General features: G+C 54.8%; 15 protein-coding genes. 5 read left to right on the forward strand and 10 right to left on the reverse strand.

Features of this window, described 5'->3' with window-relative positions; all coding sequences use genetic code 11:
• Nucleotides 1-47 precede the first annotated feature (47 nt).
• From PEL01S_RS12995 to PEL01S_RS13035, 10 genes are all read right to left on the reverse strand, one after another.
• Complete coding sequence (locus tag PEL01S_RS12995) at nucleotides 48-722, reverse strand: response regulator (protein WP_174806939.1); 675 nt, start codon at nucleotides 720-722, stop codon at nucleotides 48-50.
• A complete protein-coding gene (locus tag PEL01S_RS13000; RefSeq protein WP_063185062.1) occupies nucleotides 722-1,537 on the reverse strand; it encodes a sensor histidine kinase in 816 nt (271 codons plus the stop codon). Before PEL01S_RS13000 ends, PEL01S_RS12995 begins: the two co-directional genes overlap by 1 nt.
• Nucleotides 1,538-2,070: 533 nt before the next feature.
• A complete protein-coding gene (locus tag PEL01S_RS35265; RefSeq protein WP_223275788.1) occupies nucleotides 2,071-2,178 on the reverse strand; it encodes a putative holin-like toxin in 108 nt (35 codons plus the stop codon).
• 288 nt (nucleotides 2,179-2,466) lie between these two features.
• Nucleotides 2,467-3,417 (reverse strand): ribose ABC transporter substrate-binding protein RbsB, encoded by a 951-nt coding sequence (rbsB, locus tag PEL01S_RS13005; protein ID WP_108534352.1) that lies wholly within the window; start codon nucleotides 3,415-3,417, stop codon nucleotides 2,467-2,469.
• 23 nt (nucleotides 3,418-3,440) lie between these two features.
• Nucleotides 3,441-4,394, reverse strand: coding sequence for an ABC transporter permease (locus PEL01S_RS13010; protein ID WP_127460574.1), 954 nt, complete (start codon nucleotides 4,392-4,394; stop codon nucleotides 3,441-3,443).
• Complete coding sequence (locus PEL01S_RS13015) at nucleotides 4,366-5,892, reverse strand: sugar ABC transporter ATP-binding protein (RefSeq protein ID WP_127460575.1); 1,527 nt, start codon at nucleotides 5,890-5,892, stop codon at nucleotides 4,366-4,368. The genes PEL01S_RS13010 and PEL01S_RS13015 overlap by 29 nt, the downstream gene beginning before the upstream one ends.
• Before the next feature lie 16 nt (nucleotides 5,893-5,908).
• Nucleotides 5,909-6,304 carry a D-ribose pyranase gene (gene rbsD / locus PEL01S_RS13020; protein ID WP_127460576.1) on the reverse strand — a complete coding sequence of 132 codons (396 nt, stop codon included), beginning with the start codon at nucleotides 6,302-6,304 and terminating at the stop codon, nucleotides 5,909-5,911.
• 17 nt (nucleotides 6,305-6,321) lie between these two features.
• On the reverse strand, nucleotides 6,322-7,236 hold the full coding sequence (rbsK, locus tag PEL01S_RS13025; RefSeq protein ID WP_127460577.1) for a ribokinase: 915 nt from the start codon (nucleotides 7,234-7,236) through the stop codon (nucleotides 6,322-6,324).
• Complete coding sequence (locus PEL01S_RS13030) at nucleotides 7,223-8,236, reverse strand: LacI family DNA-binding transcriptional regulator (protein ID WP_063185051.1); 1,014 nt, start codon at nucleotides 8,234-8,236, stop codon at nucleotides 7,223-7,225. Before PEL01S_RS13030 ends, rbsK begins: the two co-directional genes overlap by 14 nt.
• A 307-nt stretch (nucleotides 8,237-8,543) precedes the next feature.
• On the reverse strand, nucleotides 8,544-9,086 hold the full coding sequence (locus PEL01S_RS13035; protein ID WP_082867127.1) for a hypothetical protein: 543 nt from the start codon (nucleotides 9,084-9,086) through the stop codon (nucleotides 8,544-8,546).
• 207 nt (nucleotides 9,087-9,293) lie between these two features.
• On the opposite strand from PEL01S_RS13035, the gene PEL01S_RS13040 reads away from it, so the two are divergent.
• From PEL01S_RS13040 to PEL01S_RS13060, 5 genes are all read left to right on the forward strand, one after another.
• Nucleotides 9,294-10,346 (forward strand): YheC/YheD family endospore coat-associated protein, encoded by a 1,053-nt coding sequence (locus tag PEL01S_RS13040; RefSeq protein WP_127460578.1) that lies wholly within the window; start codon nucleotides 9,294-9,296, stop codon nucleotides 10,344-10,346.
• A 245-nt stretch (nucleotides 10,347-10,591) separates the two neighbouring features.
• Nucleotides 10,592-11,758, forward strand: coding sequence for a glycosyltransferase family 4 protein (locus PEL01S_RS13045; protein WP_063185047.1), 1,167 nt, complete (start codon nucleotides 10,592-10,594; stop codon nucleotides 11,756-11,758).
• Nucleotides 11,759-11,861: 103 nt separating this feature from the next.
• The gene (locus PEL01S_RS13050; RefSeq protein ID WP_063185045.1) at nucleotides 11,862-12,884 is read left to right on the forward strand and encodes a mannose-1-phosphate guanylyltransferase; all 1,023 of its coding nucleotides are present in this window, start codon (nucleotides 11,862-11,864) and stop codon (nucleotides 12,882-12,884) included.
• Nucleotides 12,885-12,891: 7 nt separating this feature from the next.
• Nucleotides 12,892-13,845 (forward strand): GDP-mannose 4,6-dehydratase, encoded by a 954-nt coding sequence (locus PEL01S_RS13055; RefSeq protein ID WP_010493931.1) that lies wholly within the window; start codon nucleotides 12,892-12,894, stop codon nucleotides 13,843-13,845.
• 41 nt (nucleotides 13,846-13,886) lie between these two features.
• A complete protein-coding gene (locus PEL01S_RS13060) occupies nucleotides 13,887-15,245 on the forward strand; it encodes a glycosyltransferase family 4 protein (RefSeq protein WP_063185043.1) in 1,359 nt (452 codons plus the stop codon).
• Nucleotides 15,246-15,267 lie beyond the last annotated feature (22 nt).

A 15,267-nucleotide genomic window follows, 5' to 3' on the forward strand; every position in this document is an offset into this window, starting at 1 on the left:
ACTGTACTTTATCGTAAACCGCTTATCGAAAGAATGGCTCGACCGGGCTATTTCCCGCCTTGTTTTTGTCCGATTTGTGTCAATCCGTGACGCACCGCATAAGCGGTCAGCTGCACCCGGTTGTCCAGCGCCAGCTTGGATAAAATATTCTTGATATGGTTCTTGACCGTGTTCTCCGTAATAATCAGCGTCTCGGCGATCTGGCGGTTACTCTGCCCGCTGGCGACGCAGCTCAGGATCTCGCATTCGCGCTGGGAAAGCACACCAGGCCCGATGTCGCTTGCCGCGGATTCGCCGGCCGAACGGAACGAATGAAACAGCCGGTCCGCCATACCGCGGGAAATTTCGCTGTTCTCGTCGAGCAAGCCGCGCAAGTAGGCGATCCAGTCGTCGGGGTCCATGTTTTTGAGCAGGTACCCTTGTGCCCCATGCCTCACGGCCGTAAACAGATCGGTCACGTCGTCGGACACGGTGAGCATGACGATGCGGATGTGCGGATACAGCTGTTTAATCCGCTTGGTCGCTTCAAGGCCGCTCATCTCCGGCATCTGAATGTCCATCAGCACCAAATCCGGCAGCAGCCGGCCGCACAGCTCGACGGCCTCGGCGCCGCTGCGCGCTTCGCCTACCCATTCGAAGCCAGCCTCCCCGTCGATCAGTGAGCGGATGGCGCGGCGGGCTAACGGATGATCGTCGGCGATCAGCACCCGGTAATTCATCATCACAGCTTCACCTCCCGCAGCGGCCCGGTCACAATCAGCTCCAGCCCCTGTCCTTCCTGTGCCCGGATTTCCAGCTCCGCCCCCAGCTCCTGCGCCCGCTTGCGCATAATCGATACCCCGTACCGATTCGGCCGCTGTCCGGCATCGCCCTCCATGCCTTTGCCGTCGTCGGCAATGCGAAGTCTCCAGCTTCGCCCGTCCGGCGTCGGACCAAGCTCCACCTCCGCGTGATCCGCGTACGAATGCTTGCGGATGTTCGTGAACGCCTCCCGGATAATAGAGAACAAAGGCACCTCCGCCGAGGGCGATATCCCTTCCTCCGGAACTGTAATCCGGTGGTTGACGGCGATACCGCTCATGCCGCTCCACTCCTCCAGCCACGTCCGCAGACGCGAGCCAAAATCGGCTCCCTCCTCCGGCGCGGTCCGCAGGTTGAAGATCGCCTGCCGCAGATGGTGGTCGATTTCGGAAACGGCCGAACGCGCTTCCTCGATCTGCCCTTTCTTCAACTGCACGTTCAGGAAAAACAAAATTTGCGCGATATTGTCATGCAGCTCTTGGGCAAGCCGCTCGCGCTCCTCGTATACCGCCCGCTTCGATTGCTCGACGGCCAGCTTCGCATTCATGGCTTCGATGCGGTTAAACATCCAATTGCCGAACAAGAACGACAGCAGCAGCGTAAGCAGCGTCATGTAGAAATTGCCCGTCTCCATGGACAGCACATCCAGCAGAAAGTCGTGGCGTATATACTCGAATCCGCCAATGACCAGAGGCGGAAGCAGAATCGTCAATATTTTTAGCTTGCGCATCGACATAAAATTATTCCATCGCCTTTCTTCCTATATTAACCCGTCGCCGTTTCCGTATCCATTATATACCGATAAGTCGCAAGCTTCGAGACAAATTCGCCGAAATGTAAATCCGGATGAAATAAAAATAGGTTATGTCGCATTCAATTGGCGAAAAAATTAAAAAGGAACCCACGGACCGCACCAAGGACTCCTTATATATGTTGTCCTTGACCCCATGGCCGTCAAGGACGTAAATATTCAATTTATATCGATCAACTGTTTACTTTAAATATTCAGTTTAGTGTTTAGAAATGTATTCAGTTTAATGAACAGAAATATATTCAAATGGTATTGTCAATACCATATAACAAGAGTAAAATAAAGTGTAGTACTTTCTTTGGCACTAACAACTGAATTTAAGCACATACTAAATAAGGGAATGTAGATGCCGTTAACATCTAACATTCCCCTCACGTATCACAATAGCCGCTTTTAAGGGCGGTTGGTTTCAAAGGGTATGCCGAAGAATAGACCGTTTACCTTTGCGAGAGGGCGGTCTATTTCTTTTTCTGCGAAAGTTCGATGATCTTTATAATCAGCGTCAGCAGAGCAATTAAAAGTCCACTTGAGCTAATAACTATAATCATCACGTCTTTCACGTCCATTGGCATCACCTCCCTTCCGAGAGGTTAGCCGACCGCCCATAAAACCATTCTATTGTGATTGGATTATCATACCATAAATATAGAATGGATGAATAGAATTTATATTTGAGATTCAAAATCAGATACTTCAAGAGCTAGATTTCGTCTGCCCCCTTATGTGCGGTGCCACCGTTTACGAAATATTCATCATATTTAAAAAAAGAGGACAATCCCGCGGCACATGTTCATTCCGCTACGAGGATCGTCCTCTTTCCGTATAAAGCGTTTCTTTTAGCTAAACGCTATGCCTTACTTTTTCGTAACAAGCTCCAAATCGACAGGGATCGAAGCTTCCACTTTCTCGCCTTTCGATACCTTCACGGCCGTTTTTACGGCCACATCGCCGATGGCTGCCGGCTTTTGCGCTACCGTCGCGGCCATTTTGCCTTCGTTTACGGCTTTCACCGCATCGTCGGTCGCGTCGAAGCCGACCACGACGATGTTTTTGCCGGAGGCTTGGATGGCCTGCAGCGCGCCTAGCGCCATTTCGTCGTTGTGGGCGAATACGGCTGCAATGTCCTTATTCCCTTGCAGGATGTTTTCCATAACGGAAAGCCCTTTGGCGCGGTCGAAATCGGCCGGCTGGGAAGCCACCGTTTTCACGCCGTCTTTGCCGTCTACGGCATTGTGGAAGCCTTTGCCGCGGTCGCGAGCTGCCGAGGTTCCGGCGATGCCTTGCAGCTCGACGATGTTGCCTTTGCCGCCGATCGCTTTAAGAATGTAGTCGCCGGCCATTTGTCCGCCCTTGACGTTGTCGGATGCGATATGCGAGACGACTTGCCCGCCGTTCGCCGCGCGGTCGATGGTGATGACCGGGATGTTGGCTTTGTTAGCCGATTCCACCGCCGTAATGATTGCCACGCTGTCGGTCGGGTTGATCAGGATGACGTTTACTTTTTTCTGGATCAGGTCCTCGATGCCGCTGATTTGCTTCGAAGTGTCGTTCTGCGCGTCGACAACGACCAGATCGACTCCGGCTTCCTTCGCCGCTTTCTCGGCGCCTTCTTTCAACGTCACGAAGAACGGATTGTTGAGCGTGGAGATGGAGAGACCGATGGTTGTTTTGCCGGAGGCGGCGCCTCCCTCTTTCTTCGGCTCGGCCGTCTTCGCTCCGCCCTCCAGATTGGACTTGGTGGAGCAGCCGGCGGCTACCATGACGAATACCAGCAGGAGCGACAGAACCATGTACATTTTTTTCATGTTACTTTTCCCCTTTGCTTTTTTTATTTGGCGGCTTTGGAACGGTCCAGCAGCACCGCAATCAAGATGACGGCGCCCTTCACGACCAGCTGATAAAAGGATGAAACGTTCAGCAGGTTCAGACCGTTGTCCAATACGCCTATGATCATGGCGCCGATCAGCGTCCCCACCAGCCAGCCCCGTCCGCCGGATAAGCTGGTTCCTCCGAGAACAACCGCGGCGATCGCATCAAGCTCGTAAGAGGTGCCTGCCGTCGGCTGCGCGGAGTTGAGTCTGGAGGTGAGTATAATTCCGCTTAAAGCTGCCAATAATCCGCTTACCGAATAAACCATGATTTTGATTCTGGAAGTATTGATCCCGGAAAGCCAAGTCGCTTCCTCGTTGCTTCCCAGCGCATAGACGCGCCGCCCGAAGGTGGTGTATTTCAATATAATGAACAGGATGATAAAGGTCAGGACCATCCAAACGATCGGCATCGGAATTTCGAGAAAATACCCTTTCCCGATGATGGCGAAATCTTCGTGCAGTCCCGTAATCGGCCGCCCCTGCGTGTAGACGAGCGTCAAGCCGCGGTAGACGGTCATGGTCGCCAACGTGGCGATGAAAGGGGCAACCTTGCCTTTGGTGACCAGCAGGCCGTTGACGGCTCCGAACACCGCTCCGCAGCCGAGGCCGATCAGCACGGCCAGCCACGGATTCATGCCGGAGGCCATCATGCCCGCGGTAAACGCGCTGGACAGCGCCAGAACCGCTCCGACGGAAAGGTCGATCCCTCCGGTCAGGATAACGAACGTCATCCCGAACGCGATTAACGCGTTGATGGAAATTTGACGAAGCACGTTGAAAATATTGGTGACGGTCAAAAAGTCGCTGTTGATCACCGATAAAACGACGACGATTAAGGCGAGTCCGAGCAGCGGACCCAGGCTGAACGCTTTGCCTGCCCGCTTACCGCCCGCTTTCGCTTCCGTTTGCATGATGTTTTCCTCCTCCTGTCGCGCAGTGCATAATTTTTTCCTGCGTGGCTTCCCCTCTGGCGAACTCTCCGGCAATCCGGCCTTCGTGCATCACCAGGATACGGTCGCTCATGCCGAGAACCTCCGGGAGCTCCGACGAAATCATCAGGATGGCTACGCCTCTGGAGATCAACTGGTTCATCAAATCGTAAATCTCCTTCTTCGCGCCGATATCCACCCCGCGGGTCGGCTCGTCCAAAATAAACACCTGCGGATTCGTTTCGAGCCATTTGCCGATAACAACCTTCTGCTGATTTCCTCCGCTCAGGGAGCCGACCTTCTGCTCGCCGTTCGGGGTCTTAATCAGCAGTTGCGAGATGAGCCGGTCCGAGATGCCGGTTTCTTTGCTGCGGCTGACAAACCCGAATGAGGAAACGTCCTTCAAATTAGGCAGCGAAATGTTGTCCTTCACGGACAAGTTCAACAACAGTCCTTCGTCCTTGCGGTCCTCCGTAACCAGCGCGATGCCCGCGCGGATCGCATCGACCGGCTTGCGGATGGCGACGGGCCGGCCGTCGACGCGGATTTCCCCTTGGCGGGCCGGCGTCACCCCGAACAGAGCTTTGGCCAGCTCAGTCCGGCCGGCCCCCATCAGACCGGCGATGCCGACGATCTCTCCGCTGCGGACGGCAAAGGAAATGTCTTGCAGCTTGCCCGGCAGCGACAGGCCGTTAACCTCCAGCTTGGGCTCGCCGACGGAAACGTCGATTTTGGGAAAGCGATCCTTGATTTCCCGCCCTACCATCATTTTGACCAGCTTGTCGATATTCGTATCCGCTACGCGGTCCGTGCCTACCGTATGCCCGTCTCTCATGACGGTAACCCGGTCGCAGATGCGGAATATTTCCTCCATCCGGTGGGAGATGTAGATCATCCCGACGCCCTTGGCTTTCAGCGATTCGATCACGGTAAAGAGCGCTTCGATCTCACGGTCGGTCAGCGCCGCCGTCGGCTCGTCGAGCACGAGAATTTCCGCATTCATGGAAAGCGCTTTAGCAATCTCGATCATTTGCTGCTGTCCGACGGATAACTCGCCTGCGATGATGCCGGGATCGATGGACAAGCCGAGCTGGGACAAGAAGCGAACCGATTCCTGCCTCATTTTGCCCCAGTTGATCATCCCGCTCCGGCCGTAAGTAAATTCTCGTCCGAGAAAAATATTTTCCATCACCGTCAAATGCGGGATTAAGTTCAATTCCTGATGAATCATGGCGATGCCCAAGCTTTGCGCCATGGAAGGAGAAGCGATCTCGCAAGGCGTCCCCTTCAGGATCACGGTTCCGCCGTCTCTGCGGTGAATGCCGCCGAGAATTTTCATGAGCGTGGATTTCCCCGCGCCGTTCTCCCCCATCAGCGCGTGCACTTCCCCGCCGGTCAGGTTGAACGTTACCTTATCCAGCACCCTGACGCCCGGGAAGCTCTTGCTGATGTCGTTCATTTCCAGCAGGTATGTCGTCATGACGGCCACTCCTTTCTTAAAAGATCACGCCGGCCTGCAGAACGATGTTCGCATATGGTGTAAATTCGCCTGTCCGAATAACCGCTTTCGCTTCATGCGTAAGCCTTTTCAACTGCTCGTGACTGACCGTCCGAACCGGGACGCCCTTCATGACGGCTTCCAGCTCCCGTTTGAACTGTGGGCTGGCCCGCTCCATTTCGTCCGCAACGAACGCGGCCTCCACTTCCATTTCCTCAAGCACGGTGGACAGCGTCTCCAGCAGGGAAGGCATGCCCTGCTTCAAGGCGAGATCGATCCGCCGCACATGGGAGGGGATCGGCAGCCCACTGTCGCAGATCACGATCGTATCGGTATGGCCCAATTTGCTGATGACTTCGGAAATTTCGCTGTTGATGATTCCGATTTTTTTCATGATCGTTTCCCCTCCGCTCACCCGTTAAAATCGAGCACTTCCTGCAGCGTGGGCATCCCCGGTTGAGCCCCGAATTTCGTCACGGCAAGCGCCGAAACCTTGGCCGCGAACGATACGGCTTCCTCTAAGCTTTGCCCCAAAGCGAGCGAATAAGCCAGCCCTGCGTTGAACGAATCGCCGGCCCCGGTCGTATCCACAACCTCCATGACATAACCGGGAACGCGGGTCAGCGTGCCCTCCTGCGCCATAAAGGCGGAGCCTTCCGCGCCGAGCGTCGTAATCACGTGCCGGGCGCCCATGCCGGCCAGCTCCCGCATTGCGGCTTCCAATGCGCCGCCTTCCGCGGAACGCCCGGTCAGCAAGGCCAGCTCTGTCCGGTTCGGGGTAATGTAGTCGACGTTACGCAGCAATTCCTCCGGCAGCTTCTGCGCCGGGGCGGGATTCAATACGACCGTTCGCCCGCACGCCTTCGCAAGCCGAGCCGCATGCGTAACGGTATCCACGGGAATTTCCATCTGAAGCAGTACGATGTCCGCTGCGGCAATGATTTCCCGGTTAGCGTCGATGTCCGCAGGCAGCAGCGTATGATTTGCGCCGGGTAGGACGACAATACTGTTATCTCCCTGACAAACGTAAATGCTGGCAACTCCCGTAGCCGCCTGCTCCGCGACCCGCACCGCATCCGTGCCCACGTTCTCGGCTTGCAGCGCTTTCACAAGCTCTTGTCCGAATCCGTCGGTACCGACTGCGCCGATCATCGTTACGGCCGCACCGAGCCGGGCCGCCGCAACGGCTTGATTCGCGCCCTTTCCTCCGGGAAGAAAACGGATGCCATGTCCGAGCATCGTTTCCCCCTGCTGCGGATACCGGTCCGCTTCGATGACAATATCCATGTTCAAGCTTCCGATCACAACGATTTTAGGAGCTTTCATGTCCGTTCCTCCTCAAAGTCGACTCTCTGGGCACGAGCGCGACGTCCAGCTCGTACGTCTGATCCGCTTCCAGCGTGCCTTCGATTTTCTTGATCAAAATCCGCGAGACGAGCGCCCCCATCTCATAGATCGGCTGGGCGACCGTCGTCAGCTCCGGCTGCGTAATCTCTGTCATGCCGATGCCGTCAAAGCCGCATACCGCCACTTGCCCGGGCACTTGCACGCCCATCCGGTGAAGCGCCTTGAGCGCGCCTACCGCCATCAGGTCGTTTCCGGCAAAAATCGCGTCCACATCGGGGTGACGCTCCATCAGCAGCTCCGTCGCCCGGATTCCGCCTTCGATCCGGAAGTCTCCCTGAATCATAAACGTCGGCGAGTACCAGTCCAGATGCTTCACGGACTCCTCGTATCCGGCCAGCCGCTCCTTGGCCGTAATGAATTCCTGCGGGCCGTAGATGTGGGCGATTTTCCGGCAGCCCATGTCTAGAAGATGCTCAACGGCCAGCTTCGCACCTTCCCGGTTTTTGGAGCGGACCACGCTGCACGACTGCTTCGGTGGCACCCGGTCGAGGCAGACGACGGGAATGCCTTTCTTCGTCATCTGCTCGACATCGGAGGAATCCAGCGTGTTGGAAGCAAAAATAATACCGTCGATATATTTTTTCTTCAAAACCTCAATATACGACTTCTCCTTGACCCCTTCGTCGTCGGAGTTGCACAAAATCACCGTATACCCGTACATCGAGGCGACATCCTCGACGGCGCGGGCCAGCTCCGGAAAGAACGGGTTGGAAATGTCAGGAAGAATCAAGGCAATGGTATTCGTCTTCTTTCCGGCCAATCCCCGTGCCACCGCATTCGGCTCGTAGTTCAGCGCTTCGATGGCCTTCTTAATTTTCTGTTCCGTCTCCACGTTCACATAGCCGCTTTTGTTCAAGTACCGGGAAATCGTCGCAACGGACACGCCCGCCAGCTTGGCTACATCCCGAATGGTCGCCATACTCCTTCACCTCTGCTATGTGGTACCGGTTACACATCGATTAAAAAAAATAGTAGATACTGCTAATCGGTTTTTATAAAATATGACAATTCTCTCTTGATTAATTATATGGTACCGGTTACACATACAATATAGCACTCCGCGGAAAAGGAATCAACCTCTTTTTTGTGACAGATTGCCAAACGCCGTCCCGTCCCTCTCCCCTGATACTGCACGGAAAAAAGCGACGCCCGCTTTACGCGGAAACGCCGCTTACTCTCTTCCTTGCGGGTGTCGGTTGGGTCTGGCGCGATCCTCACTCCACCCGTCAGGTGAGCTTCTCGATATAAAGCGATGCGCTTACCACCGGCGTGCCGCCCCCGATAGTGCTCTGTAGGGTCAGAGCCCCCGTATTGTCAATCCGGTTCAACGTCAGCGTGCCGCCCGCCGTCAAGTTAGCGACGACCTGCCCCGGGTAAGGCTGGTTTCCTGCATTGGTGCCGTAATTACTGCACATGACCAGCGTTGCCGGAAGCGGACCGCTGCCGTCCGGATCGAAGAACAATCCGAACGCGTTATTGCCTGCTGTCGGGAATACTTCCCAATTGATGTGATAAATGCCGGTTTCAAGAATGTTGATGGTTGAGGTCGGGGTGAAACTAACCGCCGTGCCATTGATGACCGTACTATTGAACGATACGGCCCCGCCTTTCCCGCCCGGAGTCGGTGCTGCGGCAATGGTTTGATCTACCGTACTGCACAGAAATGCAAACGAGGTGATCCTTGCCGGTCCTTGCGGTCCCTGGGGTCCTTGTGGTCCTTGTGGTCCCGAAGGACCTGGAGGGCCTGGAGGGCCCGGTATTCTACCCATATGTGCTCACTCTCCTTTTTGATTTCAAAAACAATGTACTCATTACGACCGCCTTTAGACAGGGCGTTTGCCCAGATCATCCCAATCTTTTTTTACCGTCTCATGCACACGCCTGTTTTCTATCAGATTGTATTGTTGTCCATGCATTTTCAATGCAGCCACATACCTTGTTTACAACTCACTTTATAGCGCTAAAGGAGAACACGTATGAAAAAGAAAAGCCGTACTGTCAGAACCTTCGGCATCATGGTCGCGAACCCCAGGCAGAGAAAGTATGTTCTAAGAAAATATCTTGCCCGCAAAGCGGCTCACATGAGACTATTCTGTTTCACGCCGTCCGAGATTGATTGGAAGCGGAAAACCATCCTCGGCCTCCATCATTCGAAATGGAAGTGGGTACAGCAACGGTTTCCTTTCCCCGAAGTAGTATATAACCGCTGCTACACGACGAAAAAGACAACCATCGAAAGGCTCGAGGCCGCTATCGGGAGCAGCAAATGCTTCAATCAGCAAAATCGATTCGACAAATACGAGATCTACAAGCTGTTAAGCCAACCGCTCGCTCCTTATTTGCCCGAAACCGTTCCTTACGACCGGGAGACCGCGGCTCAACTGCTGGAAACGCATAAAGTGCTGTATGTGAAGCCTTGCTACGGATATCAAGGGAAAGGGGTATACCGTGTGGAGGCGAAGGAGTCAGGGGAAATTCATATTAGTCAGCATTATTTTTCACCTCAATTTGTCGCTGCAGACGTCCCGCAATACCAAACGAAGCTAGACAAACTTCTGGGGTCCGCCCTTTACCTCGTCCAACAAGGGGTCAATTTGCAGCAATGGAACGATCAGGTTTTCGATGTCCGGGCGCTTGTTCAAAAAGACGAGTCGGGCGTATGGTCGGTAACGAACGTCGTCAGCCGGATCGCGCACAAGGGCTGCTTCAATACGAGCATCTGCGACAAAATTTGTATGTCCGATGAGGTGCTTCGGCATTTGTACCCGCACGAGAAGGCCGACGCCTTCCTTCAAACGATACGCGACATCAGTCTGAAAGCCGCAGAAACTGTAGAGTCGGGTACAGGCCTTCATCTGGGCGAGCTTAGCGTCGATTTTGCGTTGGACAACGACGAGCGGCTGTGGATCATCGAGGTTAACGGAAAGCCGCAAAAAGAGATTTATGACGAGTTTCGCGGCCAAGACGCGGTTTATAAGCGTCCGCTGCAATATGCGGACTATTTGTATACCCATTCGCCATTACATTAGTCCAGTATATGGGTAAAAGCTTGGCAAGGTTATACGCCTTTTCTTTTCTACGCGAAACTTTTTTACGGCAACCCCGGCGGCCTGTCATCCCTCGATGGCAGGCTTTTGTTTGTACGAAAATTAGGGTCTCGTCAAAATTATTCCGACTAGGACATCCGTCGTGCCGATGAAGGGGCCTATCCCATATGTTAGTACATACGAAGACACGAACCTGATGAACTTTGCCCTCAAGGAGAGGTTGCGGAATGAAAATTTTGATATGGAGCTACATGTTCTCCATCGGAGGTGGGGGCAGGCTGCTGAGCAATTTGGCGACGGCGCTTGCCCGGCAGCCTGACGTGCATTATGTCCGGGTCGTCCTGTCGGCTCAAACCGGTTTTAAAGACAGAGTGAGCACGCTGGAACATCCTAAAATTGACATTGTTTACAGCGAAGAGGACATTCGGAACACTCCGAACCACCCGTACATTGCCGATTGTGACGTCGTGTACGTATTTTGGCCGCACGGACCGGCATTCGTCGACTTTCACAAGCCGACCGTCATTACGTTTCACGATGCTACCCTCTTCGATTACGTGCCGCCTTTCACGCCGGGATCGGTCGTTCGGGAGCATTGGGAGAAAGCCAAGGACTGGCTGGAGAGAAGCACGCACGTCGTCGTATCCTCCGAGTATGTGAAGTCAAGACTCGTCGCGCATTTCGGCCCGGTCTGCCAATCCGCCTTCCTGATTCCGCATGCGATTTCGCCGTCCAAATATTTCGAGAATCCGTCGGTGGATACGACACTTACCCAGCTCTTCCCGTTTCCCTATTTCATCTATCCGGCCAATACCTCTCCGCACAAAAATCACTACAATCTGCTGCTCGCCTACTCGCGCTACTCCCGCCGAAGCCAGCACCCGCTTCTTCTGATCGGCTACAATACGGAGATGCTGAGAAGTGTTCCGCCCTACTGGCCGGAGCTGGCTTCGATTCCGACCTTGGTCTCGCTGATCAAAAGAGTCGGGCTCCAGATTGATAAAGACGTCTTCCCGCTCGGGCTGGTGCAGGACCAGTTGGTCGCTCCGTTAATCAAGAACGCCTTCGCTCTGATTATGCCAAGTCTTGCCGAAGGAGGAGGCAGCTATCCGGTGGAGGAGGCGCTCAGCATGGGAACGCCGGTCTTATGCTCGGACATTCCGGTCATGCGGGAGCATCTGGCACGGCGGAGCGCGGAAGTGGCCTGGTTTAACCCCGAATCGCCGGACGATATGACCCGCGCGATGGAAAGCCTGACTAACAATTATGCGCATTTCAAGCAATCCGCCTTACAGGGCATGAACGATCCGACGGTCTCGTGGGACGATATTGCCAAATATTACATCGCCATATTTCATTCTGCCCATTTCCATTATCGGGGGTTTTACTTGTAATTTGTACGAATGTACAGGGGACAACCGACGTGCCGATGAACGGGCCCGCCCCAATATATTAATCGGAGGCAGAACGATCATCTGCATAAGGAGGATGAAACCGATGAAAATCATGATCATGGCCGGCGGACAAGGAACGAGATTTTGGCCGCGCAGCGTCAAATCGAAGCCGAAGCAATTCCTCTCCCTAACCTCCAAAGCCACCATGCTGCAGCAAACGTATCGCAGATTTCTCCAATATGTGCCGGACACGTCCATCTACGTCGTGACGACCAAGCAATACAGCGGCCTTGTTCACGAGCAGCTTCCCGAGCTGAAGCATGAACACATCATTCTGGAGCCCGAACCGAAGGATACGGCTCCTTGCATCGCTTTGTCGGCGCTGCATTTCTTGCAAAAAGGCGAAGACGACGTCCTGGTGACGACACCGTCCGACCAATACATCCCGGAAGGAAACAGCTTGTGGGAAGCACTGAAGCAAGCGGAGGTCGTCGCCAGATCGGATCGTTCGATCGTTACCCTGGGGATCGTACCGACCCGGCCCGAGACCGGATACGGCTATATCGTGACGGAAGAGCCGACGGCAGAGGGGCAGGCGCTTGCGGCGAAAGCCTTTATCGAGAAGCCCCCTCCGGAGCGGGCCAAGCAATTGATCGAGCAAAAGAACGTGTATTGGAACAGCGGCATTTTCATTTGGAAGCCTTCGACCATCGCCTACTATATGAGCCGCAGCCAAAAGGACATGTGGACGCTCCTCGAAGGATGCGGCGGTCAGTGGGAAAACGTCTATTCGTGCTTGCCCAAAATTTCCGTCGATTACGCCATCTTGGAGAAAGCTTCGTCGATCTATACGATCCCCGTTCATTTCGAATGGGACGATATCGGCTCCTGGACCTCGCTGGAACGCGTGCATCAACCGGATGACCAAGGAAACATCGTGATGGGAGACGCCTCCCCTCTCTATACGAGCAACAGCATCATCTATACGGAGAACCTGAAGACCGTCGTCATCGGAGTCAAAGATTTAATCGTCGTCTCTACCCCCGACGGCTTGCTCGTATGCGACAAAGCTCACGAGCAGCATATCAAGGACGCGCAGAAATTTATGGACGTTAAAGGAGGATAACGAACTTATGAAGGTGCTTATTACCGGGATTTCCGGCTTTGTCGGCAGCCATATGGCGGAGTATCTGCTCCAGGAGCATGAAGTCGTAGGGACGATCCGCCAGCGAAGCCGACTGGATCACATTAAGCATTTAATGGATCTTCAATTGGTCGAATTGATCGAATGTGAGCTGCGCGATCCTTTTTCCGTCGAGGCCCTGATCGCCAGCGTGAAGCCCGACCGGATCTTTCATCTGGCCGCCCAAAGCTTCGTGCCGACCTCCTGGAATTCTCCGGTGGACACGATCTACAACAACACCGCCAGCCAAATCAACATCATGGAAGCCGTCCGGCGGATCAAGCCCGACTGTAAAATCCAAATCGCCTGCTCCAGCGAGGAATACGGCCACGTCGAAGCCTACGAGGTGCCTATCAAGGAAACGAACCCGCTTCGGCCGCTCAGCCCGTATGCCGTCAGCAAAGTGACGCAGGAGTTTTTGGGCTACCAATATTACAAAAGCTACGGTCTCCACACTGTCATGACCCGGACCTTCAACCACACGGGACCGCGCCGGGGCGAAAACTTCGTCACCTCGAACTTCTCCAAGCAAATCGCCGATATCGAAAAAGGCAAGCAGCCCCCGGTGCTTTATGTCGGCAATCTGCAAGCCAAGCGGGACTTTACGGACGTCCGGGATGTCGTGCGCGCGTATTGGATGGCGCTGGAAAAAGGCTTACCCGGGGAAACATACAACATCGCTTCCGGCTCCTGCATTACGATCGAAGAGCTGCTTCAGAAGCTGCTTGCGCTTAGCAAGGCAAAAATCGAGGTCAAGGTCGATCCGGCCCGTCTGCGCCCGTCGGATGTGGAAATATTGCTGGGGGATTATCGGAAATTCCATGAGACGACCGGCTGGAAGCCGGAAATTCCATTGGACCAGACGCTCAGAGATCTTCTGAATTATTGGCGCTCTTTCCCGTAAAACAGCAGGCTGCAGATCAATCAAGTCTGGAGATGAAAGACATGCGAAAGAAGAAAACCCGGCGCGCATCGGTCCGTCGGAGCCCCAAGCGTGCCTTGTCCAAAGCCTCCAGGAGTCCGAAGCGCAAAAAGACGCCGCAAGCTGCCGGGAAACGGGGCCGGAGACGCCGCACAGGTCTTCGAAAGGACGCGAGCCGCAAGCGAAAAAAGCGGCGGTCCACGCTCCCGTCGTCCTTGCGTGCCCGCCGGCCTAAAGGGGCCAAGGCAGGTAACCCTCCCCCGACAGCCGCCCCGTCCGCCGCCGGGGTGAATTTGATCGGCTTAATCCGCGCCGAGACCGGCATCGGCGAATCCGGCAGGTTAGCGGCCCGGGCGCTACAGACGACGAGGATTCCATTCGGGATATTGAACTGCCCCGTATACGGGGATTACCGCAACGAGGATATGACGTGGGCGCATAAAGAAATCCAGGGACCTGCCTATAACGTGAACATTTTTCACATCAACGGGAACACGATGAAGCATGTCGTCGAACACTTTGGCGCTTCCCTTTTGCACGGGCGCTACAATATCGGCTTCTGGCATTGGGAGCTGCCGGAGCTTCCCGATTTTTACGCCGAAGGCTTCCAATACCTGCAGGAGGTGTGGGCTCCCTCGGCGTATGTGGCGGCCAATATTGCCAAAAGGTCTCCCCTTCCCGTCATCCATATCCCGCACGGCATCGAGGTAGCTTACGATGCGGCGATGAACCGGACCTACTTCGGCTTGCCGGACAATCGTTTTTTGTTCTGCTCCATGTATGACACGCAAAGCTTTCAGGAACGGAAAAATCCGCTTGCCGTCATTGAAGCGTTCAAGACGGCTTTCGATAAGGACGATCCGTCGGCCGGTCTCGTCGTTAAAGTGAACAATGCGGGGATGATACCGGACGATATAGCCCTTCTGCATCGCGTAACTGCCGGCTTCCCCCAAATTATGATTATGGACCGTACGCTTGCGCGACATGAAGTGAATGCCCTGATCGCCTGCACCGACAGCTTCGTCTCGCTGCACCGCGCCGAAGGCTTCGGCCTCGGACTGGCGGAAGCCATGTATCTTGGCAAGCCGGTGATCGGCACGCACTGGTCGGGGAATACGGATTTCATGAATCCGGAAAACTCGTGCACGGTCGGGTATAAGCTCGTACAAGTAGGAACAGACCTCGGACCTTACGGCGCCCATCAAGTATGGGCCGATCCCGACATCGGCCAGGCAGCCGGACATATGCGCAAGCTCGTCCGAGATGCCAAATGGCGAAGCCGAATCGCGGCTGCCGGGCAGGAGACGATCCGCAGCCGGTATTCGCCCTCTGCCGCAGGCCGCCTGATCGAGCAGCGTCTGGCCCAGCTCGGCTTGCTGTAACGGCAAGAAATTTATGGTAAGG

Source organism: Paenibacillus elgii NBRC 100335, assembly GCF_004000865.1.
Taxonomy (GTDB): domain Bacteria; phylum Bacillota; class Bacilli; order Paenibacillales; family NBRC-103111; genus Paenibacillus_G; species Paenibacillus_G elgii.